This is a genomic window from Paracoccus benzoatiresistens, from assembly GCF_026913015.1.
GTDB lineage: Bacteria > Pseudomonadota > Alphaproteobacteria > Rhodobacterales > Rhodobacteraceae > Paracoccus > Paracoccus benzoatiresistens.
On sequence record NZ_JAPTYD010000003.1, the window covers coordinates 26,965 to 50,496 of the forward strand.

The window sequence follows — 23,532 nt, forward strand, 5'->3', positions numbered from 1 at the left end:
GGCCAATGCATGACCATCCATGTCGAAACACGCCACGCGATCCATCCCGATCATGCGAAACGCATGGACACCGAGGAACTGCGCCGGAACTTCCTGACCGAGGGCCTGTTCGCCGATGCCGAGATCCGGCTGGTCTATACCCATTACGACCGCTTCGTGGTGGGTGGCGCGGTGCCGAACGGGTCTGACCTGAGGCTGGACAAGATCGAGGAAACCAGGACCGCGACCTTCATGGAACGGCGCGAGATGGGCATCGTCAATATCGGCGATGCCGGATCCGTCACGGCGGCGGGCCAGACCTGGCAGATGAAGAAGGGCGACGTGCTTTACCTGGGCATGGGATCGGGCGCGGTGACGTTCAGCGGCATGGGCCGGTTCTACATCACGTCCTGCCCCGCGCATCGGGAACTGCCTTGCCGGCTGATCACTGTCGAAGACGCAAAGGAGATGAAGACCGGCGCGGTGGAGACATCGAACAAGCGCACCATCCGGCAGTTCATCCACCCGCTGGTGATGGAAAGCTGCCAGCTTGTGCTGGGCTATACTACGCTGGAGGACGGATCGGTCTGGAACACCATTCCGTCCCATGTCCATGACCGGCGGATGGAGGCCTACCTTTATCACGGCATGGCGCCTGAGGCGCGCGTCCTGCACCTGATGGGTGAGCCGCAGGAAACCCGGCACCTGTTCGTCGCCAACGAACAGGCGGTAATCTCTCCGTCGTGGTCGATCCATTCGGGCGCGGGGATCGGCGGCTATACCTTCATCTGGGCGATGGCCGGGGACAATGTGGATTACACCGACATGGACTTCATCCAGCCCGGGGACCTGCGGTGAGCGCGTTTTCCCTGGAGGGCCAGGTAGCGCTTGTCACCGGCGCCAATACCGGCATCGGCCAGGCGATTGCGGTTGCCATGGCGCAGGCCGGGGCCGAAGTCATCGCGGCAGGCCGCCGCGACTGCGACGAGACGCTGGCGCTGATGGGCCAAGTTTCTGACAAGGCGGGCAGGGGGCTGCGGCTGGACTTCAGCGACCCGATGGCCGCGCGCGATGTCTTCGCATCCGAACGGATCGACATCCTGGTCAACAACGCGGGCATCATCCGCCGCGCCGATGCGGTGGACTTCACCGAGGCCGATTGGGACGAGGTGATGGACACGAACCTCAAGGCGCTGTTCTTCACCTGCCAGGCCTTCGCCAAGGCGGCATTGCCGCGCGGGCGGGGCAAGATCGTCAACATCGCCAGCCTTCTGTCCTTCCAGGGGGGCATCCGCGTTCCGTCCTACACCGCCAGCAAGCACGGCGTCGCGGGCCTGACCAAGCTGATGGCCAACGAATGGGCGGCGCGCGGGCTGAACGTCAACGCCATCGCGCCCGGCTATATCGAGACGAACAACACCACCGCGCTCCGCGCCGATCCCGACCGCAATCGCGCGATCCTGGACCGCATTCCCGCCGGGCGCTGGGGCCACCCCGAGGATATCGGCCAGACCGCCGTGTTCCTGTCCGCACCCGCGTCCGATTACATCAACGGCGCGGTGCTGAATGTCGATGGAGGCTGGCTTGCAAGGTAGGCTTTACCGCGAACCCACGACTGCGGGGGGCATCGTCCACCTGGGCCTGGGCGCCTTTTTCCGCGCGCATGGCGCGATCTATGTGGCCGAGGCAGGCGGTTGGGGCGTCACCGGCGTATCCCTGCAATCGCCCGGCACACGTGACAAGCTGCGCCCGCAAGGCTGGGCCTATACGGCGCTGGAGCTTGGCCCCGATGGCGAAAAGCCGCAGGTGGTGACGGTGCTGCGCGACGTGCTGGTCGCGCCCGAAGACCCTCAGGCGGTGCTGGACGTCATGGCCGCGCCTGAAACCCATATTGTCAGCCTGACGGTGACGGAAAAGGGCTACTGCCATGAACCCTCCACGGGTCGCCTGAACCGCGACCATCCCGACATCGCGCATGATCTGGCGAATCCGCTGCCGCGTTCCGCGCCGGGCTTCCTGGTCCGCGCGCTGGCCGCCCGCCATGCGGCGGGGCTGCCGCCCTTCACGGTGCTGTGCTGCGACAACCTGCCGGAAAATGGCCGGGTGGTGCGGGGCGTGGTTCTGGAACTGGCCCGCCTGATCGACCCGGTGCTGGCAGACTGGATCCTTGCGAACGGCGCCTTCCCTTCGACCATGGTGGACCGCATCGTTCCTGCCACCACCGCCGCCGATCTCGACCGGCTGGAGGCCGCGACCGGATACCGCGACGAGGCCCCGGTCATGCACGAACCCTTCCGCCAATGGGTGATCGAGGACAGCTTCTGCGGCCCCCGCCCGGCGCTTGAGACGGTCGGCGTGCAGATGGTCGCCGATGTCACGCCCTATGAGCACATGAAGCTGCGGATGCTGAACGGCACCCATTCCAGCCTTGCCTATCTGGGCTATCTGGCGGGCCACGAAACCATTGCGGACACCATGGCCGACCGGGTCTTCGCGGACTTCGTGCGCAGCCTGTGGCGGGACGAGATCATTCCGGCGCTGATCCCACCGCCCGGAGAGGACTTGCGCGCCTATGCCGAGGCCTTGGCCGCGCGCTACGCCAACCCGGCGATCCGGCACCGAACCTGGCAGATCGCCATGGACGGCAGCCAGAAGCTGCCGCAGCGCATCTTGGGCACGATCGCCGAAAGCCGCGCGGCTGGCCGTGCCGTGCCGGGGCTGACGCTCGCGGTGGCGGCCTGGATGCGCTATGTGTCGGGCCGCGACGAAAAGAGCCGGCCAATCGAGGTCAAGGACCCGCTGGCCCCCCGCCTTGCCGCCCTCTGGCGCGACGATCCGGCGCGGACGGCCCAGGGCTTCCTGCACCTGGCCGAGGTGTTTCCGCCCGCGCTGCGCGACGACGCGGGCTTTGCCGCCGACCTGACGGACGCGCTGTCCAGGCTGGTCCGCGACGGCGCAAGGGCCAGCGTCCAGGGCGCGGTCGATGCCTGAGCCCTTGGTCCTGAACCCTGCCGACAATGTGGCGATCCTGACCGAGCGGGGGATCGCCCCGGCGGGGCACAAGATCGCGCGCGTGGACATTGCGCCCCGCGCGGCGGTGGTGAAATACGGCCAGACCATCGGCTATGCGACCGAAGCCATCGCGGCGGGCGCCCATGTCCACAGCCACAACTGCGCCTTTGGCGAGCATGGCCGCGACTATCGCCCCGGGGCGGGGCTGGAGGCGGCACAGGCGGCGCTGGAGCGTCATCGCGGCCCCGAGCTGGTCTTCGACGGCTATCACCGGGCAGGGGGGCAGGTCGGCACGCGCAACTTCATTGCCCTGGTCGCGACGGTGAACTGCTCGGCCACCGTGATCCGCCGCGCGGCCGAGGAGTTGCGGATCGAGGGCGCGCTGGCCCCCTATCCGAATGTCGATGGCGTCGTGGCATTCGCCCATGGTACCGGCTGCGGCATGGCCGACAGCGGGCCGGGCTGGATCGCATTGCAGCGGGTGCTGACCGGCCATGCGGGCCACCCGAACGTGGGCGCGGCGCTGTTCGTGGGCTTGGGCTGCGAGGTGATGCAGATCGCCCGCATGAAGCAGGAACTGGGCGAGGCCGCGCGTTTCCACGGGTTGACCATCCAGGACAATGGCGGCACCCGTGCCACCATCGACGCGATCAAGGCCCGCGTCCGCGCGATGCTGCCGCAGGTCAACGACATCCGCCGCGCGCCCGCGCCCGCAGCCGCGCTGAAGATCGGGTTGCAATGCGGCGGATCGGACGGCTTTTCCGGCATCACCGCCAATCCCGCGCTGGGGGTTGCCTGCGACATGCTGGCCGCGCAGGGCGCCTCGGTCGTGCTGTCCGAGACGCCCGAGATCTATGGCGCGGAACGGCTGCTGCTGGACCGCGCGGCCGCGCCCGACATCGCCGAAAAGCTGCTGGAGCGCATCCGCTGGTGGGAAGATTACGCCGCCCGCAACGGCGCATCCCTGGACAACAATCCAAGCCCCGGCAACAAGGCGGGCGGGCTGACCACGATCCTGGAGAAATCCCTGGGCGCCGTGGCCAAGGCGGGGGCCACGCCGCTGAACGCAGTGCTTGATTATGCGGAAGCGATCACCGCGCCGGGGCTGAACTTCATGGATACGCCCGGCTACGACCCGGTTTCCGCCACGGGCCAGATCGCGGGCGGCGCGCAGCTGATCGTCTTCACCACCGGGCGCGGATCGGCCTTCGGGTCCAAGCCCGCGCCGACGATCAAGCTGGCCACGAACGACGCGCTTTTCGCGGCCATGCCCGACGACATGGACCTGAACTGCGGCGACATCCTGTCGCGGGGCGTGTCGCTGGAGGCCAAGGCGCGCGAGATCGTCGATCTGATCCTGGCGACCGCTTCGGGGCGGGCGACCCGGTCCGAGGATCTGGGACTGGGCGACCACGAATTCGTGCCCTGGCAGATCGGCGCCGTGGTCTGACGCCCCCGGGAGCAAAACCCGGCCTGCCGCGTTGTCGGTCATGGCAGAGCTGCTTCAACCCGATCCCTACATCCTTGTCCTGACGGGCGCCGGTTTCCTGATCGCCCTGGTGGCCTGGCTGCCGCTGGCGCTGCGGCAGTTGCCCTTGTCGCTGCCTATTGTCTGCATCGCATTGGGAACGGCCCTGTTCTCGCTGCCGCAGGTCAGCCTGAACCCCTCGCCCCTGAACTATCCCGAGATCGCCGAGCGCTTCACCGAATTCGTGGTGATCATCGCGCTGATGGGGGCGGGGCTGAAGCTGGACCGGGTCTTCGGCCTGCACCGATGGCAGGTAACCTGGCGGCTGATCCTTGTGACAATGCCGCTTTCCATCGGCGCCATCACCCTTCTGTTCGGGATGCTGGTCGGGCTGCCCTGGCCCGTGGCGCTGCTTCTGGGGGCGGCACTGGCACCGACCGATCCGGTCCTGGCCTCGGACGTGCAGGTCGGCCCGCCCAAGACCGGAGAGGAGGACGAGGTGCGCTTCGGCCTGACCTCGGAAGCGGGTTTGAACGACGGCGCCGCCTTTCCCTTTGTGCACCTGGCCATCGCCCTAGCCTTGGCGGCCAGCACCGGAGAGCCCTGGGCCATGAAGTGGCTGACCTACAACGTGCTGTGGGAAATCGGTGCGGGCGTCGTTGGCGGCTATCTGATCGGCCGCGCCTTTGGCTGGGCCACCTTCCGGATCCCGGCCGAGACGAAGCTTGCCCAGACCGGAGACGGCATGATCGCGCTGGCCGCGACCTTCGTGTCCTATGGGCTGACCGAGATCATCCACTCCTATGGTTTCCTGTCGGTCTTCGTCACGGCGCTGGCCTTCCGCCATGCGCATCGCAGCCACGACTTCCACCGCGAGATGCACGATGTCACCGAACAGGTCGAGCGGGTGGCGATGATGGTGCTGCTTCTGCTGTTCGGGGGTGCGATGGCCGGGGGCTTGCTGGCGGGGCTGTCCTGGCCCGATGTCGCCGCCGCGCTGGTCATCCTGCTGGTCATCCGGCCGGTGACCGGGCTGATCGGCCTCTGGGGGTTCCGGGCCGCCCGGAGCGAAAAGCTGACGATCGCCTTCTTCGGGATCCGGGGCGTGGGCTCGTTCTACTATCTGGCCTATGGGCTCAACCACATGGAAGTCGGCGGAACAGCCGAGCGCCTTTGGGCCATCGTCGGCCTGGTGGTCGCGATCTCGGTCCTGATGCACGGGCTGACCGTGACGCCCATCATGCGCCTGCTGGACCGCAAGCATGGCCGCGATCCCGACGCACCGGCCATGCCGCCGCCCGGCCTGCAGGGCCCCGGCGCAGAACGGTGACGCGGGGCCAGGCTGCGACCTGGTCCCCATGCGCGCCATTTTGCCGGATCGGAACAATGTGATGTGCGAAGCGGTAATTAATAGCGTTTAACTGCAGCATCTTACCTTGGAGATCACGATGTCGCGCATCGAACAGTTCATTTTCGCCACGGCCATCGCCAGCCTGGCAATCACCGTCCCGGCTTTTGCCGAACCCGGCCGGGGCAACGGCCATGGCCCAAAGGGCCAGGCCCACAAGGAACGGCGGGACCACGACCGCCGGGCCGCCCGCGCCGGCTATGTGGCGGATTGCCCGCCGGGCCTTGCCAAGAAGAACCCGCCCTGCGTCCCGCCCGGCCAAGCGCGCAAGCAGCCGGTCCATTACGGCAACCGGGTCGGCGATGTGCTGCGTGTTGGCGATTACGTGGTGATCCGGGAACCACGGCGCTATGACCTCGAGACGCGGCGCGGGTGGGATTATTACCGCGACAATGACCGCGTCTATCGCGTGGACAGCAGCACGCGAAAGGTGCTGGCCGTGCTCAACCTGATCGACGCCTTCACGAACTGAGGGATTGGCCCCGCCGCCCGTTCAGGCGATCCCGGTCAGGCGCAGGGCCAGCCCGGCCAGGGCGCAGCCCGCCAGCACCGTGACCGCGCCCAGCCGGAAGCGGAACACGGCGACTGCGGCCGCGACCACCAGGATCGCGGCCGCCACGTCCAGCGTGCGCCAGACCGGCAGGTCCAGATCCAGCCCCCAGGCCGTCAGGGGGCGCAACTGGCCGAACAGCACATGCAGCCCGAACCAGACGGCAAGGTTCAGGATCACCCCCACCACCGCCGCCGTGATCGCCGTCAGCGCCGCCGTCAGGACGCGGTTGTCGCGCAGCCGCTCGATGAAGGGCGCGCCGAGGAAGATCCACAGGAAGCAGGGCACGAAGGTCACCCAGGTCGTCAGCAGCCCGCCCAGGGTGCCCGCCAGCAACGGGGGCATCCCGCCCGCCTCGCGGAACGCGCCCATGAAGCCCACGAATTGCGTGACCATGATCAGCGGCCCGGGGGTCGTCTCGGCCATGCCCAGGCCGTCCAGCATCTCTCCGGGGGCCAGCCAGCCATAGGTCTCGACCGCCTGTTGGGCGACATAGGCCAGGACCGCATAGGCGCCGCCGAATGTCACCACGGCCATGACGCTGAAGAAGGCGGCGATCTGCGAGAACACGTTGGCCGGACCCGCCAGCAGGGCCAGCGCGGCCACCGGCACCAGCCACAGCGCCAGGAACACCACGGATATGCGCGAAGCCCAGGCCACGCTGACCTGCGTGTGGTCGGGAGCTTCCTCGCCCAGCAGGGTGTCGGCATCGGCCACGGCCACGCCGCCCGCCTTGCCATGGCCGCCCCCGTCCCGGAAGGCCGGAAGCCCCGCCCGCGCACCCCAGAAGCCGATCAGCCCCGCCACCAGGATGATGACGGGAAAGGGCACGCCAAAGGCGAAGATCGCCACAAACGACGCCGCCGCGATGCCGATCATAGCGCCGTTCCTCAGCGCGCGCGACCCGATGCGGATCACCGCCTGCACCACGATGGCCAGCACGGCGGCCTTCAACCCGAAGAACAGCGCCGCCATCGGGCCGGTATCGCCCCAGATGGCATAGATCCAGCTCAGCGCCATGATCGACACCAGTCCCGGCAACACGAACAGCAGCCCCGCGATGATGCCGCCCAGGGTCCGGTGCATCAGCCAGCCGATATAGACGGCCAGTTGCATCGCCTCGGGTCCGGGCAGCAGCATGCAGAAGTTCAGCGCGTGCAGGAAACGCTGCTCACCCAGCCATTTCTGTTCCTCGACCAGGATGCGGTGCATCAGCGCGATCTGGCCCGCAGGTCCGCCAAAGCTCAGCAGCCCGATGCGCGCCCAGATGCGCGTGGCCTGCGCCAGGGTCGGATACGGGCGGCTCGAAAGGGGCTGATGCTGCATCATGGGGTCTTCGGCTTGTTGGTGGGCCGGTAGCGGGCTTTGTCCGACGCATCGCGCGCCCGACGCCGGAAGGCGTCATGGACCGGCATCCCGGCCTCGGGCTGTTCCAGGCCGTCGGAATGGATCCGCGACAGGCCAGGCGAGAGGGCCAGCCTGTCGGGTGACATGGGATCGGGTGCAGGCAAGAGCGTTCCTCCTGTTGCAAGGGGATGTGGAACGCGATCTTCGGCTGGCGCCTCAAGGGTCAGTCGCAGGCCCCGTGGCAAGACCCTAGAAGAGGTCGCAGCCGCGCGTCAACCCGATCCGGCTGCCGCCGGCTGTGCTGTCACTGGCCGAGGCAGCCCCGTGCTAGACCGTCCGGGTCCCGGCCGCGCTTGCGAACATCGGCCCACCGCGCCAGCGCGGGAAGCCATAGCCGTGGATTTCCACAAGGTCGATGTCCGATGCCCGGGCCGCGATCCCTTCGTCCAGGATGGCCTGCCCTTCGGCGGCCATTTCGCCGACCAGGTGGCGGGCGATGGCATCGCGGTCCATTGCGGCGGTCCCGGCGATCCGGCCCGCCAGCAACGCGGCGACCATGGGCGAGGGCTGCGGCCTGCGGTCGCCCGGGGTGTAGTCATACCAGCCGCCGCCGGTCTTCTGCCCCTTGCGGCCCGCGCGGACCAGGATGTCGCCCAGCGTTTCCGGCACGTCCTGGCCCAAGGCCCGCGCGCCTTCGCGCTGCAGGAAGGCGATGTCGAGCCCGCCCAGGTCCTGTGCCTCGAACGGGCCCATGGCAAGGCCATAGGCACGCATCGCCGCGTCGATCTCGGCAATCGGGACGCCCTGGCGGACCAGGGCCTCGGCCCCGGCGCGATAGCGCTTGAGGATGCGGTTGCCGATGAAGCCTTCGCAAATGCCCGATTGCACCGGGATCTTGTTCAGCGCGCGGGCCAGCGCAAAGCCCGTGGCCAGCGTCCGGTCCGAGGTTTGGGGGACCGGCACGATCTCCAGCAGGCGCATCACGTTGGCGGGGCTGAAGAAGTGCAGGCCGAGGAAGCGGTCGGGATTGGGCAGCCCGTCGGCGATCAGCCGGGGGTCGAGGTAGGAGGTGTTCGTGGCCAGCACCGCATCCAGGCGGCAGGCGGTGGCAAGCTGGTCGAAGACGGCGCGCTTGACGGCGATCTCCTCGAACACGGCCTCGATGACCAGATCGGCATCGGCAAGGGCGGCGTAATCGGTGGTGGCCGTGACGCCCGCCATGCGGGCTTCGGCCTGCGCGTCGGACAGCTTGCCGCGCTTCACGGCGCCCTCGAAGATCGCGCGCAGGTTGGCCGTGCCGCGCGCCAGGGCCTCGCTGTCGCGTTCGACCAGCACCACCGGCAGACCGGCGTCGCGCAGGGCGGCCGCGATGCCCGCGCCCATGGTGCCGCCGCCGATCACGCCCACGCGGCGCAGGGGCAGGGGGTCCACGTCGCGCAAATGGGGGGGACGCGGCGCGGCGCGTTCGGCAAAGAACACGTGGCGCAGGGCCGCCGCCTGGTCCGATCCGCGCAGCTCCAGAAAGGTCTGGCGCTCATGGGCCATGGCTTCGGCAAAGGGCGCTTCGGCCGCCTTGCGCAGGCAGTCGAGCGCGCGCAGCGGTGCGTCGGCACCCTTGGCGGCCTTGGCGACGGTTTTGCGGCGGTCGTCCCAGAAGGCGTCGTCCGGGGCGGTAACGGGACGCTCCGATACCGGCGGCGGCAGGTCGCGGGTCAGCGCGTCACGGGCAAAGGCCACCGCGCTGGCTTGCAGGTCGCCCGCGAAAACCGCGTCGATCAGGCCGAGGGACAGCGCCTTCGCGGCCCGCACGGGCTTGCCCGAGGTGACCAGGTCGACGGCGGCCTCGACCCCCGCCAGGCGCGGCGTCCGCACGGTGCCGGATGCGCCGGGCACGATGCCCAAGGACACCTCGGGCAGGCCGACCGAGGCGCTGTCCAGCGCCACCCGGAAGCGGCAGCCCATGGCAACCTCGAAACCACCTCCCAGGGCCGAGCCGTGGATGGCGGCGATCCATGGTTTTTCCGCGCCTTCGATCCGGTCCACCAGGTCGGGCAGGTGGGGTTCCTGCGGGGGCTTGCCGAACTCGGTCACGTCGGCCCCGGCGATGAAGGTCCGGCCCGCGCAGATCAGCACGGCGGCGCGAACAGAAGGGTCGGCGTCCAGCGTCTCGACGGCATCCCACAGCCCCTGCCGCAGCGCCTTCGACAGCGCGTTGACGGGTGGGTTGTCCACGGTGACGATGGCGATGTCGCCCTGATGGTCGATGCTGACAACGGACATGCTAGATCCCCAGATAGGCTTCGCGGATGCGGGGGTCGGCGATCAGCTCATCCGCCGCGCCTGACATGGTGATGCGGCCGGTTTCCATGACATAGCCCCGGTCCGCGATCTTCAGCGCGCCGAAGGCGTTCTGTTCGACCAGCAGCACGGTGACGCCAAGCGCCTTGAGCCCGCTGACCACGTCGAAGATCTGCTGCACGATGATCGGTGCAAGGCCCATGGACGGCTCGTCCAGCAGCAGGCAGGACGGACGCCCCATCAGCGCGCGGGCCATGGCCAGCATCTGCTGCTGCCCGCCCGACAGCCCGCCCGCCGGCAGGTTGCGTTTCTCGCGCAGGATCGGGAACATCCGGAAGGCGTCCTCCATGTCCTTTTCCACGCGGTCGTCGGTGAAGAGGTACGCGCCGAGGCGCAGGTTTTCCTCGACCGTCAGGTTGGTGAAGATCTGGCGCCCCTCGGGCGATTGCGTCAGACCGCGTGCCGGGCGGCGATGCGCGGGAACGCCCGTCAGCGTCTCGCCCCGGAAGGTGATGGTGCCGCCCGATACCGGCTGCGTGCCCGACAGGCATTTCAGCAGCGTCGTCTTGCCCGCGCCATTGGCGCCGACCACCGTGACGATCTCGCCCGAGTCCACGGTCAGGTCGATCCCGTGCAGGACCTCGATCCGGCCATAGCGCGACCGCAGCCCTTCAACCGTCAGCATGGGCGGCCTCCGTTCCTGCATCAGTGCCAAGGTAGGCGGCGATCACCGCCGGATTGCGGCTGACCGTGGCAGGATCGCCCTCGGCGATCTTCTCGCCATGGTCCAGCACGACGATGTGGTTGGAAATGCGCATGACCATCTTCATGTCGTGTTCGACCAGCAGGATCGCCACGCCCGACTTCGCGACCTCGGCGATCAGGTGGTCGATCTCCTCGGTCTCGACGGCGTTGCAGCCAGCGGCGGGTTCGTCCAGCAGCAGGATTTTCGGCGACAGCGCCAGGGCCCGGGCGATCTCCAGCCGCTTCAACGCGCCATAGGACAGGTTCCCGGCCTCTCGCTCCGCCGCGCGGTCGAGGCCGACGCGGGCCAGCAACTCGCGCGCTCCGGCCTGCGCCTCGGCCGCGCGGCGGCGCGAGGACGGCAGGCCGAACAGGTCCGCCAGCACCGGCCCGCGTTCCTTCAGGTGATAGCCCGAGATGGCGTTTTCCAGCACGGTCATGGATTGGAAGATCTGCAGGTTCTGGAAGGTCCGCGACATGCCGCGCCGGGCCAGCAGATGCGGGGCCATGCCGGTGACGTTTTCACCCCCCAGCACGACGCGCCCGCTGCCAGGCTGGTAGACGCCCGAGATCATGTTGAACAGCGTGGTCTTGCCCGCGCCGTTCGGCCCGATCACCGACACGATCTCTCCGGGCCGGACGGTGAAGCTGACATCGTTCACGGCCTTGAGGCCGCCGAAGCTGATGCCCAGTCCCTCGACTGACAGAAGCGCGGTCATTCGCCTTTCCCCCGGACCTTGCGCAGGATCGACGGCAGCAATCCTTGCGGCAGGAAGATCATCACCAGCATCATCACCAGGCCCAGCACCAGCTGTTCGTATTCGGCAAAGACCGTCAGCACCTGGGGCAGCAACGTCAGCACGGCGGCCCCGAAGATCGCGCCCAGGATGGAGCCTACGCCGCCCAGGACGGCCATGGTCACCATCTCGATCGAGTGCATGAAGCCCGCGACGTCCGGCGTGATGAACTTGTTCTGCAGCGCCAGAAGCGAGCCGGACACGGACGCATAGACCGCCGAGATGACAAAGGCCCGCAGCTTCAACTGCGCCACGTCGATGCCCACGGTGCGGGCCGCGACCTCGGATCCGTGCAGGGCGCGGAGCGCGCGGCCGGTGGGGCTGTTATACAGGTTCAGCGCCAGCCAGGCCCCGAGGATCAGGGCCAGGCCGCAGAAGAAATACCAGAACTGGCCGTTGGTCAGGTCCAGGCCCGCGTCCTTCAGCAGCCCGCGCAGGCCCAGGTCCGGCACCTCCATCCCGTCCGGGCCTCCGGTCAGCTGGCGTTCGTTGTTCAGCACCATCGACACCAGGATGCCAAGGCCCAGCGTGGCGACGCCCAGGTAGTATCCCTTCAACCGCAGGATCGGGCGGCCCACCAGGAAGGCGATGACGCCCGAGATCGCCGCGCCCAGGACCAGCGCCAGCGACGGATGCAGCCCAAGATGCACGGGCGCCAAGGCGCAGGCATAGGCGCCGATCCCGGCAAAGCCCGCATGGCCCAAGCTGATCTGCCCCGCGTATCCGGTCAGGATCACGATGCCGGTGACGGCGATGGCGTTGACGAAGATCAGTGCGCCGACCCGGTAGTAATAGCCCGAGGGAAACAGGATGGGCGACAGCGCGACAAGGGCGATCAGAACCAGCAGGGTCGCGGATTTGGCAGACAGTCTCATGGTCACACCCGATCCACCGACTTCTGGCCGAACAGGCCCTGCGGCATGAAGAACAGCACCAGCAGGATCACCACGAAGGCCGCCGCGTCCTTGTATTGCGAGGACAGATAGCCCGCCGTCAGCGACTCCAGCAGGCCCAGCATGATGCCGCCCGCAAGCGCGCCCTTGGGGTTGCCCATCCCGCCCAGCATGGCGGCGGCAAAGCCCTTGAGCGCCAGCGCCAGCCCCACGTCATAAGAGGTCAGCGTGATCGGCGTCACCAGCACGCCCGCAAGCGCGCCGATGCCCGCCGACAGCGCAAAGGACAGCGTCATCACGAAATTGGTGTTGATGCCGACCAGTTGCGCGGCCAGCCGGTTGTTGGATGTCGCCAGCACCGCGCGGCCCGTCAGGGTGCGGGTGAAGAACAGCCACAGCCCGATGAACACCACCACCGCGCCGCCGATCACCCACAGGCTTTGCGGCAGGATCGTGGCGCCCCCGATACGCAGGGGCGTGTCGCCCGAGAACGCCGGAAAGCTGTGGATCTGCTTGCCGAACAGAAGCTGCGCCCCGCCCCGGATGAAGATGGACGCGCCGATGGTGATGATGATCAGCGACACGACCGGCGCGCCGCGCGCGGGCTCGATCGCCAGCTTGTTCATCAAGACGCCGATGGCCGAGGTGGCGGCGATGGCGATCAGCGCGGCCAGCGGCAGGGGCAGGCCCGCCGCGTGGCAGACAAAGGTCAGCATGCCTCCCAGCATGACGAATTCGCCCTGGGCGAAGTTCACCACGTCGGATGCGTTGTAGATGATCGTGAAGCCAAGCGCGACAAGCGCATAGACCGCGCCCACCGTCACGCCCGAGAAAAGGAATTGCAGCAGTTCCGGCATGATGACCCTTTCTGGCAGGGGATGCCGCGCCCGGATGGGGCGCGGCGGTCAGCGGATCATTCCACCACGGCCCATTCGCCGCCCTTGATTTCCAGCATCCGGAAGGCGGACAGGTCCAGGCCCAGGTGGTTTTCGGGCGACATGGTGTAGACGCCGGTGGTGCCGGCGAGGCCGCTGGTTTGCTCGATGGCGTCGCGGATGGCCTGCGGCTCGGCGCTGCCCGCGCGGGTGATGGCGTCAGTCAGGATCAGGAAGGCGTCATGGGCATAGCCGCCGAATGTGCCGACCGCCGTGCCGGTCTTTTCCTCGAAGGCGGCCTTGTAGGCGTCCACGACGGGTTTCTGCGGATCGTCCGCGGGCAGTTGGTCCGCGATCAGCAGGGCGGTGCCGGGCAGGCGCACGCCCTCGGCGGCTTCCGCCCCCGCCAGTTCGATGAAGCCGTCCGAGGCCACGCCATGCGATTGGTAAAGCGGCAGGTCGATGGCCAGCTGGCGATAGTTGCGCGTGACGATCGACGGCCCCTGGCCGAAGCCGGGGTTCAGCACCGCCTGCACCCCTTCGGTGTTGCGGATCTTGGTCAGCTGCGTGGTCATGTCGGCGTCGGTGGGGTTGTAGGTCTCGTCCGCCAGAACCTCGATCCCGTATTCGCCGACGACCTCCTTGCACTGCGCCTGCATCGATGCGCCAAAGCCGTCGGTGCCCGAGATCATGCCGATCTTGGTGATGCCCTGCTTCTGCATGTCCTCGAAGATCTTCTGGCAGGCCATGCGGTCGGTATGGGGCGTCTTGAAGGTGAAGGGCTTGACCGGGTCGATGATCTCGATGGCCCCGGCCAGCGAGATGAAGGGGATCTCGTTGTCCTCGGCGACCGACAGGATCGACATCGAGGTGCCGGTGGTGGAGCCGCCGATGATCGCCACGACCTCGTCATCCTCGATCAGGCGGGTGGCGAAGGTGCGCGCCTTGTTCGGATCGCCGCCGTCGTCATAGAGCGTCAGGGCGACTTCCTCGCCGTTGATGCCGCCCTTTTCGTTGATCTGCTCGACCAGCATCTCCAGCGTCTTCGCCTCGGGGTCGCCCAGGAAGGCGGCGGGGCCGGTCGCGGACAGGGACGCGCCGATGCGGATTTCGGCGGATGCGGCGGTCGCGCCAAGGGCCAGCAGCGTGGCAAGGGCCGTGGTGGTCAGGGTCTTCTGCATGGTCGTCTCCTCCCCAGAGAACGTGTTCAAGCGGTGGCGGCGGCGGGCCTGCGCCACATCACGCGGCGAAAGCGGGTCGCGACAAAGGCGGTGTCGGTCAGGCTGGCATTGCCGGCGGGGTTCGCGCCGGTCACGTGGAAATCGCTGAAGGCCGCCGACTGGTTGACGAAGATGTTGCCGGTCAGGTTGACCGACAGGTTGACGCCCGCGCGGGCGAAGGCCCAGACGGCGCGGCGGATGCGGGCCTCGTCGGTATCGTAGAGTGCGGCGGTGATGGCGCCCTTGGCCGCAGCCAGCCCGGCCGCGCGGGCGATGCCGTCGTCGGCATCCGCGCAGGGGATGATGAAGACGACCGGTCCGAAGCATTCGTCCTGCGCGACGGGCGCATCGGCATCCACCACCAGCAGCAGCGGCGTGCCGTCGCGGATGACGCGGCCTTGGGCGCGGGTCTTCTCCACACGGTCGCGCGTGGCCGGGTTTGCGATGGCGCCGCAGATGCCCGCCGCCTGTTTGGGATCGCCCAGCAGCACGTCGATGGCCCGGGCCAGACCCTCGGCCACCTGATCGAAGGACTTGTGCCCCCCGTCCGTCTCGATCCCGTCCTTCGGCACGTAAAGGTTCTGCGGCGAGGTGCACATCTGCCCGGAATAGAGCGACAGCGAGAAGGCGAGGTTCGCGCACATGCCGTCGAAATCGTCCGTCGCGGCGATGACCACGCTGTTGACGCCGGTTTCCTCGGAGAAAAGCTGCGCCTGCCGGGCATTCTCTCGCAGCCAGGTTCCGAAGGTGGCAGACCCGGTATAGTCGATCAGCCGCACGGCGGGGTCGGTCGCAAGCTGCTTGGTGATCTCGGCTCCCGGCTCGTCAACGGCCAGCAGGATCGCGTCGGCAGGCAGGCCGGCCTCGGCCAGAACCTCGCGCGCGACCTGCACCGTCAGCGCCAGCGGCAGGATCGCGGCGGGGTGCGGCTTCACGATCACCGGGTTGCCCGTCGCCAGGCTGGCGAAGATGCCGGGATAGCTGTTCCAGGTGGGGAAGGTGTTGCAGCCGATGGCCAGCGAAACCCCGGCGGGCACCAGCGTCCACTGCTTGTCGATCACCAGGGCAGGGGCCTTGCCCTGCGGCTTTTCCCAGCGGGCGGCCTCGGCGAAGCGGGTCATCTCGGTCCAGGCCACGGCAACGGCTTCCAGCCCGCGATCCTGCGCGTGCGGCCCGCCTGCCTGGAAGGCCATGGCGAAGGCCTGCCCCGTGGTGTGCATCGTCGCATGGCCCAGCAGGAAGCTGATCCGGTTCAGCCGCACCAGGATTTCCAGGCAGGCGCCGACGCGCTGTTCCACGCTTGCCGCCGCCAGATCGTCACCCGCAGCCTGCGCCGCCGCGATCAGCGCGGGCGCATCCGCCGCCGGATAGGTGATTCGCAGCGCCTCGCCCCAAGGCGACACTTCAGCCCCCAGGCGGCGCTGTTCGGGATGGCCTGGCAGTGCGAAGGGCTGGCCCGGAAGTGCGGCATAGGCAGCCTCGCCGTCCGCCCTGGCGCTTTCGCCATAGATCTTGCCGCTGGGCACCTCGGGGAAGGGCGTCCAGAATGTCCGCGCGTGAAGCGCCTGAACGGCGTCATCCAGCATCCGACGATGGCGGGCGAAAAACTCGGTCATGGGCTCCTCCGCCGGTTCCTCCTCCGGCTTGGAAATATCATTGACCGGCCGGTCGGTCTATGCAACACATTTCTTCGAGGAGCCCGAGAAATCGGTGCGCAAGGGAGAAGACCATGACCGCATCCCCCACGGTGCTGTCGGCCTTGGCCGATGGCGTTCTGACGCTGACGTTGAACCGCCCCGAGAAGTTGAATTCCTTCAACGAGGAGATGCACCTGGCCCTGCGCGCAGGGATCAGGCGGGCGCATGACGATTCGGAAGTGCGCGCGGTGCTGCTGACCGGGGCCGGGCGGGGCTTCTGCGCCGGACAGGATCTGGGCGACCGCGACCCGCGCAAGGGTGGGCCCGCGCCCGACCTGGGGCATACGCTCGAGACGTTCTACAACCCGACCCTGCGGCTGATCCGCTCGCTGGAAAAGCCCGTCGTCTGCGCCGTCAACGGCGTGGCGGCGGGGGCGGGCGCCAATATCGCCCTTGCCTGCGACATCGTGCTGGCGGCGAAATCGGCGAAGTTCATCCAGGCCTTTGCGAAGATCGGCCTGATCCCCGATGCGGGCGGCACCTGGTCCCTGGCGCGCATCCTGGGCGAACCCCGCGCCAAGGCGCTGGCGCTGACGGCGGAACCGCTGATGGCCGAAAAGGCCGCCGACTGGGGCCTGATCTGGAAGGCGGTCGAGGACGCATCGCTGATGGCCGAGGCGCAGGCCCTTGCGGCAAGCCTCGCGGCAGGGCCGACCCTGGGCCTTGGGCTGACCAAGCGGCTGATCCAGGAGGCCGCAACCAACAGCCTCGACCAGCAGCTTGACGCGGAACGGGACGCCCAGCAGCAGGCAGGCCGCAGCGCGGATTATGCCGAGGGCGTGACCGCCTTCCTGGAAAAGCGCCCGGCGAGGTTCAGCGGCAAATGAAACCCGTTTCCGACATGACCCCGCAGGAAGTCGCCGAAGCCTCGGCCCAGGCCATGTGGAACGACGATGCCGCCAGCCAGCGGCTGGGCATGACGCTTGACCGCATCGCCCCCGGCGAGGCGACCCTGTCCATGACCATCACCGAGGCCATGTCGAACGGGCACGGCAACTGCCATGGCGGCTATATCTTCACGCTGGCCGACAGCGCCTTCGCATTCGCCTGCAACAGCTACAACCAGATGGCCGTGGCGCAGCATTGCTCGGTCACCTATCTGATCCCCGGCCGCATCGGGGACCGGCTGACGGCCACCGCCACGGAAACCTCGCGCCGGGGCCGGTCGGGCATCTACGACATCCGCATCACCAACCAGGACGGCGACCACGTGGCCGAGTTCCGCGGCCATTCGCGCACCGTCAAGGGCACGCACCTGCCCGCCTGATCCGCATTCCAGGGAGGAGAACCATGGAAGACCTGACCCCGAACCCCAAGGATCTCGACCCGATCGAGACCGCGTCACGCGACGAAATCGAGGCGCTGCAATTCCACCGCATGAAGCGGTCGCTGAAGCACGCCTTCGAGAATTCTCCCTTCTATCGCAGGAAGTTCATCGAGGCCGATGTCCAACCCGAGGAACTGAAGTCGTTGAAGGACATCGCGAAATTCCCCTTCACCGTGAAGCAGGATTTGCGCGACTGCTATCCCTTCGGCATGTTCGCCGTACCGCAATCAAAGCTGGTGCGCATCCACGGATCGTCGGGCACGACCGGCAAGCCGACCGTCGTGGGCTATACCCAGGCCGATATCGATCACTGGGCGAACCTGATCGCCCGGTCGATCCGCGCGGGCGGCGGGCGCCCCGGCGACATGCTGCACAACGCCTATGGCTATGGCCTGTTCACCGGCGGGCTGGGCGCGCATTACGGGGCCGAGCGTCTGGGCTGCACGGTCGTTCCCATGTCGGGCGGCATGACCGAACGCCAGGTGACGCTGATCAACGATTTCAAGCCGCGCATCATCATGGTGACGCCCTCCTACATGCTGTCGATCCTGGACGAGTTCCGCCGCCAGGGCCTTGATCCGCGTGCATCCTCTCTGCAGGTCGGCATCTTCGGCGCCGAGCCTTGGACCAATGCCATGCGCCAGGAAATCGAGGAGGCCTTCGACATGCACGCCGTCGACATCTATGGACTGTCGGAAATCATGGGCCCCGGCGTTGCCATGGAATGCGTGGAAACCAAGGACGGGCTGCACATCTGGGAAGACCATTTCTACCCCGAAATCATCGACCCCGTGACCGGCGAAGTGCTGCCCGACGGCGAGATGGGCGAACTGGTCTTCACCACGCTGACCAAGGAAGGCCTGCCGATGGTGCGTTACCGCACCCGCGACCTGACCCGCCTTCTGCCCGGCACAGCGCGGTCCATGCGCCGAATCGAGAAGATCACCGGCCGCAGCGACGACATGATCATCCTGCGTGGCGTCAATGTCTTCCCGACCCAGATCGAAGAGCAGATCCTGAAATGCCGCGGCCTCGCGCCCCATTTCCAGATCGAGCTGACCCGAGAGGGGCGGATGGACTGCATGACCGTGCATGTCGAATGCGTCGAGGAATACTGCGCGTCCGAGGCCCGCGCCGCGTCCGCCAAGGAACTGGCGCATCACATCAAGTCGGTCGTGGGTGTCTCGACCCGGATCACGGTGCTTGATCCCGGCGGGGTTGCCCGCTCGGAAGGCAAGGCCAAGCGCGTGATCGACAACCGCCCGAAAGAGTAACCCGTCTTGCGGGGGTGGTGGTGACTTTGCCCCGACCCCCGGCTAAAGCGGCGTGGCAAGACGCAGGCAGGACATTGGACATGGCTCGGACGCGAGCACAGGATTTCGAGGAAAAGAGCCGCAGCATCCTGGATCATGCGGCGCTTGTCTTTGCCGAACAGGGCATGGAAAAGGCGTCCATGTCGCAGATCGCCCAGCAGGCCCAGGTCAGCAAGGCGTTGCTGTATCATTACTATCCTTCCAAGGACGCGCTGATCTTCGCGATCATCATGACGCATCTGGAGGAGTTGCAGGACGCCATCGAAGCCGCCGACGACCCCGCGCTGCCCCCGCACCAGCGCCTGCGCAGCCTGGTCGGCGCGGTCCTGGAAAGCTATCGCGGCGCCGACAACCAGCACAAGGTGCAGTTGAACGCCACCGCTGCCCTGACCGAGGACCAGAAGGCCCAGATCATGGCGGTCGAGCGGGGGATCGTGAAGCGGTTCTCGGCGGTGCTGGAACAGATCAACCCGGACCTGAACACCCGCGAGCGCCCGCTGCTGATGCCCGTGACCATGTCACTGTTCGGCATGATGAACTGGGTCTACATGTGGTTCAAGGACGGCGGGCGGATCAGCCGCGAGGATTACGCGGACGTGGCAACGACATTGATCCTGGAGGGGATCAAGGCGGTGCGCTGAGCGCGCCGACAAAGATGTGGATGAGACGCCAAGAGCCCTTGGCAGGATCTTCGCGCACTACGCCTCATCCGGGGCCGATGCGTTTGTCGGGGCCGCGCGGTCACCGCGACGGCACGCCGGCTGCCAGCAGGACGCTGGCCGTGTCATCAATCATCACGGCTGGGACCGTCGATCATCCCCGAGGACGGGAATTTCGTGACCCAGATCCTGTCTCCTGCGGCCATGCCGTTGTTGGCAAGGTCGTGCGAGTCATACACACTGCCCGCCCTGACCTCGACCCGGGTCACTACCGAGGTTCCCGGCTTTGATTCGGGATGTTCATGAACCCCTTGCGACAGGGCTGCCTGCCCTGTGACCGAAAGCAGCGACGCTGTGGCGGCAAACACGAGTAACCTTGACATTGCGAACTCCATTGACTGAGGCGCTGCGCGCACTCGACTGTTGAGAATGAAAGTGCCTTCTCTCCGCAGCACGGCCAGTTCGGCAGGGCGGTATCGAGAGGGCACCGGATTTGGCAACGCCGGTGTTAAGGGCGTTGTGGCACGCCTGTTTTGAGGAGCCTCGCTGCCGCCCTGCAGTCAGGAGGGCACGACGGACTTGCCGGCTGGCGCGCATCCACCCGCTATTTGGCGATCAGGGATGCATGCGACAGCCTGAAGCACGGAATGGGCATGTGAGGCGAACGGCTTTGCCGGACGTCCGGGCTTATGCCGGCGTCCCGCTGCTGCTCCAAGTTCGTCTTGGCTCTTCCGCCAGAAACAAGGGCATGCGTTCAGAAACTAACTTGCTTCGGAAAACCTTTCATCGAAGCACCCCGCGTGTAGTTTGCCAGACTGCCGATGCTCCCGTGACCGAGGAAGCGAATATCCTGTAAATATCCATCCAGGAAAAATTCGATCGGGCCACAGAGGCGGCGGCATTGCACGCATATTAATTCATTCACGCAAAGATCGCAACAATATAGATATTAAAGAGTCAAAAAAATTCATTTGGGAAATAAACCAAAAACTAAATGGAATTTCCTATATATACAGGCCTATATATATTCCATAGATATATATCCTGATTGGTTTCGGTTTGCCTACGCGGGATTTGCACCGTAATCCCCGATATACATTTTCGAGATTTTACAATTCATCATGGCTTTCGTGGCCATGGCGGCGAGCCGGTCCTTCTGGCAGCGGATGTCTGATCCGCAAGGCAGACACCTTCCCGCGACGCTTGGGTGCCTGCTTCTGCGCGCTGTCCAAGGGCGTGCTGGATCGCGCGGGCAGGCACGCAGCCTACTGCTCGAACCCCTTCCGCGCCATCACCAGCGGATCATAGCGCGGCGCCTCGGCCCGGCGGCGGTCCGGCTCGACCGTCGCCAGCGCGACTGCGGGGGCCAGCTTCTCACGCGCCTCGGCTGCAAGCTGCTGATAGACGCCCGTCCCCTGCCGCTTCCAGGCGATCTCGTCGGCCGACAGTTCGCGGACGACCTTCGCGGGCGATCCGACGGCCAGCGAATTCGGCGGGATCTGCGCGCCGGCCTTCACGAAGGCCATGGCGGCGATGATGCTGTTCTCGCCCACGACCGCCTCGTCCATGATCACGGCGTTCATGCCGACCATGGCGTTTTTGCCGATATGGCAGCCATGCAGGACGGCGCCGTGGCCAATATGACCGGATTCCTCGACCACGACATCCTTGCCGGGAAAGGAATGGACCACGCAGGTTTCCTGCACGTTCGATCCCTGTTCCAGCACGATGCGGCCGAAATCGCCGCGCAGCACGGCGCAGGGGCCGACATAGACGCCGGGGCCGATGATCACGTCGCCGATCACCACGGCCTCGGGGTGGACAAAGGCCGATGCGTCGATCACCGGCACGATGCCGTCCCAGGAATAGACCTTGGCCATCACGAGACCTGCGGCCACTGCTTCGCCACCATGGTCAGCACGTCGTATTGCGCGACCACCTCGGCCTTCTGGTTCGTGACCTGGCAGTCCCAGCGGACTTCCCCGTGACCGGCGTTTTCGCGCGGGTTGATCTCCTTGCAGGTCAGGCGGACCTGCAGGGTGTCGCCGAAATAGACCGGGGTCAGGAAGCGCAGGTTGTCCACGCCATAGTTCGCCAGCACCGGGCCGGGGTTGGGTTCGACGAACAGCCCCGCCGCGAAGCTGGCGATCAGGTAGCCATGCGCCACGCGGTCGTCGAAGAAGGGGTTGGCCTTGGCCGCGTCGCTGTCCATGTGGGCGTAGAAGGTGTCGCCGGTGAAGTTGGCGAAATGCTCGACATCCTCCTGCGTCACCTTGCGCGCCGCCGTGACCAACTGGTCGCCGATGCGCAGTTCCGCCAAGGACTTGCGGAAGGGATGGGTGCCCTGCTGCGTGTCTGCGCCCTTGATCCAGCGGCCCGTGACGGCGGACAGCAGGCGCGGCGTGCCCTGGACGGCGGTGCGCTGCATGAAATGCTTGACGCCGCGGATGCCGCCCATTTCCTCGCCTCCACCTGCGCGCCCAGGGCCGCCGTGGACCAGCGGCGCCAGGGGCGAGCCGTGCCCGGTCGAGGTCTTGGCCGAGGCGCGGTTGCCGATCAGCACCCGCCCGTGAAAGGGCGCGACGCCCAATACCACCCGTTCGGCCACGTCCTTGTCGTCGGTGAAGACCGAGGACACCAGCGACCCCCGCCCGCGCGCGGCCAAGGCGACCGCTTCGTCCAGGTCGTCATAGGCCATGACGGTGGACACCGGGCCAAAGGCCTCGCAGTCATGGACCGCAGCCGCCTCGAAGGGCTTGTCGGCATAAAGCAGGACCGGGTTCAGGAAGGCGCCTTTCCCAGCATCGCCGGAGGCAATGCGCACATCGTCAGGGTTGCCCGCGACGATTTCCGCCACCGCCTGCAATTCGCGGATGCGCGCCCGGACCTCGTCCCGCTGGCCCAGGCTGGCAAGCGGTCCCATGCGGGTTCCCTCGTCCCCCGGCAGGCCAAGGGCGGTCTTGTCCAGCCGGTCGCGCAGGGCGGCGATCAGCGCGTCCACCTGGCCGCGCGGGGCGATGACGCGGCGGATGGCGGTGCATTTCTGGCCCGCCTTGCTGGTCATCTCGCGCGCGACTTCCTTCACGAACAGGTCGAATTCGGGCGTGCCCGCCACGGCGTCAGGGCCGAGGATGGTCGCGTTCAGGCTGTCAGCCTCCATCGTGAAGCGGACGGAATGCTGCACGATCGCCGGATGCGTTTTCAGCTTGCGCCCCGTGTGGGCCGATCCGGTAAAGGTCACGGCGTCCTGTTCGGTGACGTGGTCCAGCAGGTCGCCCACCGATCCGCAGACCAGTTGCAGCGCGCCTTCCGGCAGGATGCCGGTTTCCACGATGCGGCGGACCACCAGTTCGGTCAGGTAGGCGGTCTGGCTCGCGGGCTTGACCAGGCAGGGCACGCCCGCCAGCAGAGTCGGGGCTATCTTTTCCAGCATCCCCCAGACGGGAAAGTTGAAGGCGTTGATGTGGATCGCCACGCCCTGCAGCGGCGACAGGATATGCTGGGCGCTGAAGCTGTTGTCGCGCGACAGCGGCTCGACGTCGCCGTCGGTCAGGACGCGGGCGTTCGGCAGTTCCCGGCGGCCCTTGGAGGCGAAGGTCAGCATCGTGCCGATGCCCCCCTCGATATCGACCCAGCCGTCGGGGCGGGTCGCGCCAGTATGGAGGCTTTCGGCGTAGAACTCCTCTTTCTGCGCCATCAGGGCCAGGCCCAGGGCCTTCAACATGCCGGCGCGTTCGTGAAAGGTCATGGCGCGCAGCTTCGGCCCGGCCTTCGTGCGGCCATAGTCAAGCGCCGCGGCAAAGTCGATGCCGGTCGAATCGATGGTCGCCACCGGATCGCCGGTGGCGGCGTCCAGAAGGGTCTGCCCTTCTTTCGCGCCGGGCACCCATTCCCCGCAGACATGGCTTTCCAGGCGGCGCGGGGCGCGAAGCGTGATGGTCATGG

Annotated in this window: 22 protein-coding genes; 10 read left to right on the forward strand and 12 right to left on the reverse strand. The window is 67.1% G+C overall.

Annotated features, from left to right (window positions below):
• Positions 1-9 precede the first annotated feature (9 nt).
• The 6 genes from kduI to OU682_RS03560 all read left to right on the forward strand — a co-directional run bounded on the left by kduI (position 10) and on the right by OU682_RS03560 (position 6,339).
• Positions 10-837: a 5-dehydro-4-deoxy-D-glucuronate isomerase gene (kduI, locus tag OU682_RS03535; RefSeq protein ID WP_268940694.1), complete on the forward strand. Its 828-nt coding sequence runs from the start codon at positions 10-12 to the stop codon at positions 835-837.
• On the forward strand, positions 834-1,574 hold the full coding sequence (gene kduD, locus OU682_RS03540) for a 2-dehydro-3-deoxy-D-gluconate 5-dehydrogenase KduD (protein WP_268940695.1): 741 nt from the start codon (positions 834-836) through the stop codon (positions 1,572-1,574). The genes kduI and kduD overlap by 4 nt, the downstream gene beginning before the upstream one ends.
• Positions 1,552-2,970, forward strand: coding sequence for a mannitol dehydrogenase family protein (locus OU682_RS03545; RefSeq protein WP_268940892.1), 1,419 nt, complete (start codon positions 1,552-1,554; stop codon positions 2,968-2,970). The genes kduD and OU682_RS03545 overlap by 23 nt, the downstream gene beginning before the upstream one ends.
• Positions 2,963-4,441 carry a UxaA family hydrolase gene (locus OU682_RS03550; RefSeq protein ID WP_268940696.1) on the forward strand — a complete coding sequence of 493 codons (1,479 nt, stop codon included), beginning with the start codon at positions 2,963-2,965 and terminating at the stop codon, positions 4,439-4,441. The genes OU682_RS03545 and OU682_RS03550 overlap by 8 nt, the downstream gene beginning before the upstream one ends.
• 40 nt (positions 4,442-4,481) lie before the next feature.
• Positions 4,482-5,789 carry a cation:proton antiporter gene (locus OU682_RS03555; RefSeq protein WP_268940697.1) on the forward strand — a complete coding sequence of 436 codons (1,308 nt, stop codon included), beginning with the start codon at positions 4,482-4,484 and terminating at the stop codon, positions 5,787-5,789.
• A gap of 118 nt (positions 5,790-5,907) precedes the next feature.
• Positions 5,908-6,339, forward strand: coding sequence for a hypothetical protein (locus OU682_RS03560; protein ID WP_268940698.1), 432 nt, complete (start codon positions 5,908-5,910; stop codon positions 6,337-6,339).
• A 21-nt stretch (positions 6,340-6,360) separates the two neighbouring features.
• Here the strand turns inward: OU682_RS03560 and chrA are convergent, their stop codons facing one another.
• The 9 genes from chrA to paaN form a co-directional block, all read right to left on the reverse strand.
• Positions 6,361-7,743 (reverse strand): chromate efflux transporter, encoded by a 1,383-nt coding sequence (gene chrA, locus OU682_RS03565; protein WP_268940699.1) that lies wholly within the window; start codon positions 7,741-7,743, stop codon positions 6,361-6,363.
• Positions 7,743-7,928, reverse strand: a complete 186-nt coding sequence (locus OU682_RS03570) for a hypothetical protein (RefSeq protein WP_268940700.1) — start codon at positions 7,926-7,928, stop codon at positions 7,743-7,745. The genes chrA and OU682_RS03570 overlap by 1 nt, the downstream gene beginning before the upstream one ends.
• A 163-nt stretch (positions 7,929-8,091) precedes the next feature.
• Positions 8,092-10,044, reverse strand: coding sequence for a 3-hydroxyacyl-CoA dehydrogenase NAD-binding domain-containing protein (locus OU682_RS03575; protein ID WP_268940701.1), 1,953 nt, complete (start codon positions 10,042-10,044; stop codon positions 8,092-8,094).
• 1 nt (position 10,045) lies between these two features.
• Positions 10,046-10,747 carry an ABC transporter ATP-binding protein gene (locus OU682_RS03580; RefSeq protein ID WP_268940702.1) on the reverse strand — a complete coding sequence of 234 codons (702 nt, stop codon included), beginning with the start codon at positions 10,745-10,747 and terminating at the stop codon, positions 10,046-10,048.
• On the reverse strand, positions 10,734-11,525 hold the full coding sequence (locus tag OU682_RS03585) for an ABC transporter ATP-binding protein (protein ID WP_268940703.1): 792 nt from the start codon (positions 11,523-11,525) through the stop codon (positions 10,734-10,736). The genes OU682_RS03580 and OU682_RS03585 overlap by 14 nt, the downstream gene beginning before the upstream one ends.
• On the reverse strand, positions 11,522-12,478 hold the full coding sequence (locus OU682_RS03590; RefSeq protein ID WP_268940704.1) for a branched-chain amino acid ABC transporter permease: 957 nt from the start codon (positions 12,476-12,478) through the stop codon (positions 11,522-11,524). Before OU682_RS03590 ends, OU682_RS03585 begins: the two co-directional genes overlap by 4 nt.
• 2 nt (positions 12,479-12,480) lie before the next feature.
• Positions 12,481-13,353 (reverse strand): branched-chain amino acid ABC transporter permease, encoded by an 873-nt coding sequence (locus OU682_RS03595; RefSeq protein WP_268940705.1) that lies wholly within the window; start codon positions 13,351-13,353, stop codon positions 12,481-12,483.
• 56 nt (positions 13,354-13,409) lie between these two features.
• Positions 13,410-14,552, reverse strand: a complete 1,143-nt coding sequence (locus OU682_RS03600; RefSeq protein ID WP_268940706.1) for an ABC transporter substrate-binding protein — start codon at positions 14,550-14,552, stop codon at positions 13,410-13,412.
• Positions 14,553-14,578: 26 nt separating this feature from the next.
• Positions 14,579-16,207: a phenylacetic acid degradation protein PaaN gene (paaN, locus tag OU682_RS03605; protein ID WP_268940707.1), complete on the reverse strand. Its 1,629-nt coding sequence runs from the start codon at positions 16,205-16,207 to the stop codon at positions 14,579-14,581.
• A 113-nt stretch (positions 16,208-16,320) separates the two neighbouring features.
• Here paaN and paaG point away from each other — a divergent pair, with 113 nt between their 5' ends.
• The 4 genes from paaG to OU682_RS03625 all read left to right on the forward strand — a co-directional run bounded on the left by paaG (position 16,321) and on the right by OU682_RS03625 (position 19,569).
• Complete coding sequence (gene paaG, locus OU682_RS03610) at positions 16,321-17,115, forward strand: 2-(1,2-epoxy-1,2-dihydrophenyl)acetyl-CoA isomerase PaaG (protein WP_268940708.1); 795 nt, start codon at positions 16,321-16,323, stop codon at positions 17,113-17,115.
• 14 nt (positions 17,116-17,129) lie between these two features.
• Positions 17,130-17,555 (forward strand): hydroxyphenylacetyl-CoA thioesterase PaaI, encoded by a 426-nt coding sequence (paaI, locus tag OU682_RS03615; RefSeq protein ID WP_268940893.1) that lies wholly within the window; start codon positions 17,130-17,132, stop codon positions 17,553-17,555.
• 23 nt (positions 17,556-17,578) lie between these two features.
• A complete protein-coding gene (paaK, locus tag OU682_RS03620) occupies positions 17,579-18,889 on the forward strand; it encodes a phenylacetate--CoA ligase PaaK (protein WP_268940709.1) in 1,311 nt (436 codons plus the stop codon).
• An 80-nt stretch (positions 18,890-18,969) separates the two neighbouring features.
• The gene (locus OU682_RS03625; protein WP_268940710.1) at positions 18,970-19,569 is read left to right on the forward strand and encodes a TetR/AcrR family transcriptional regulator; all 600 of its coding nucleotides are present in this window, start codon (positions 18,970-18,972) and stop codon (positions 19,567-19,569) included.
• A 146-nt stretch (positions 19,570-19,715) separates the two neighbouring features.
• Here OU682_RS03625 and OU682_RS03630 read toward each other — a convergent pair whose 3' ends face one another.
• From OU682_RS03630 to paaZ, 3 genes are all read right to left on the reverse strand, one after another.
• Positions 19,716-19,970: a hypothetical protein gene (locus OU682_RS03630; RefSeq protein ID WP_268940711.1), complete on the reverse strand. Its 255-nt coding sequence runs from the start codon at positions 19,968-19,970 to the stop codon at positions 19,716-19,718.
• Positions 19,971-20,852: 882 nt separating this feature from the next.
• Positions 20,853-21,467, reverse strand: coding sequence for an acyltransferase (locus OU682_RS03635; RefSeq protein ID WP_268940712.1), 615 nt, complete (start codon positions 21,465-21,467; stop codon positions 20,853-20,855).
• Entirely contained in the window at positions 21,467-23,530 is a 2,064-nt protein-coding gene (paaZ, locus tag OU682_RS03640) for a phenylacetic acid degradation bifunctional protein PaaZ (RefSeq protein WP_268940713.1), read from the reverse strand. Before paaZ ends, OU682_RS03635 begins: the two co-directional genes overlap by 1 nt.
• Positions 23,531-23,532 lie beyond the last annotated feature (2 nt).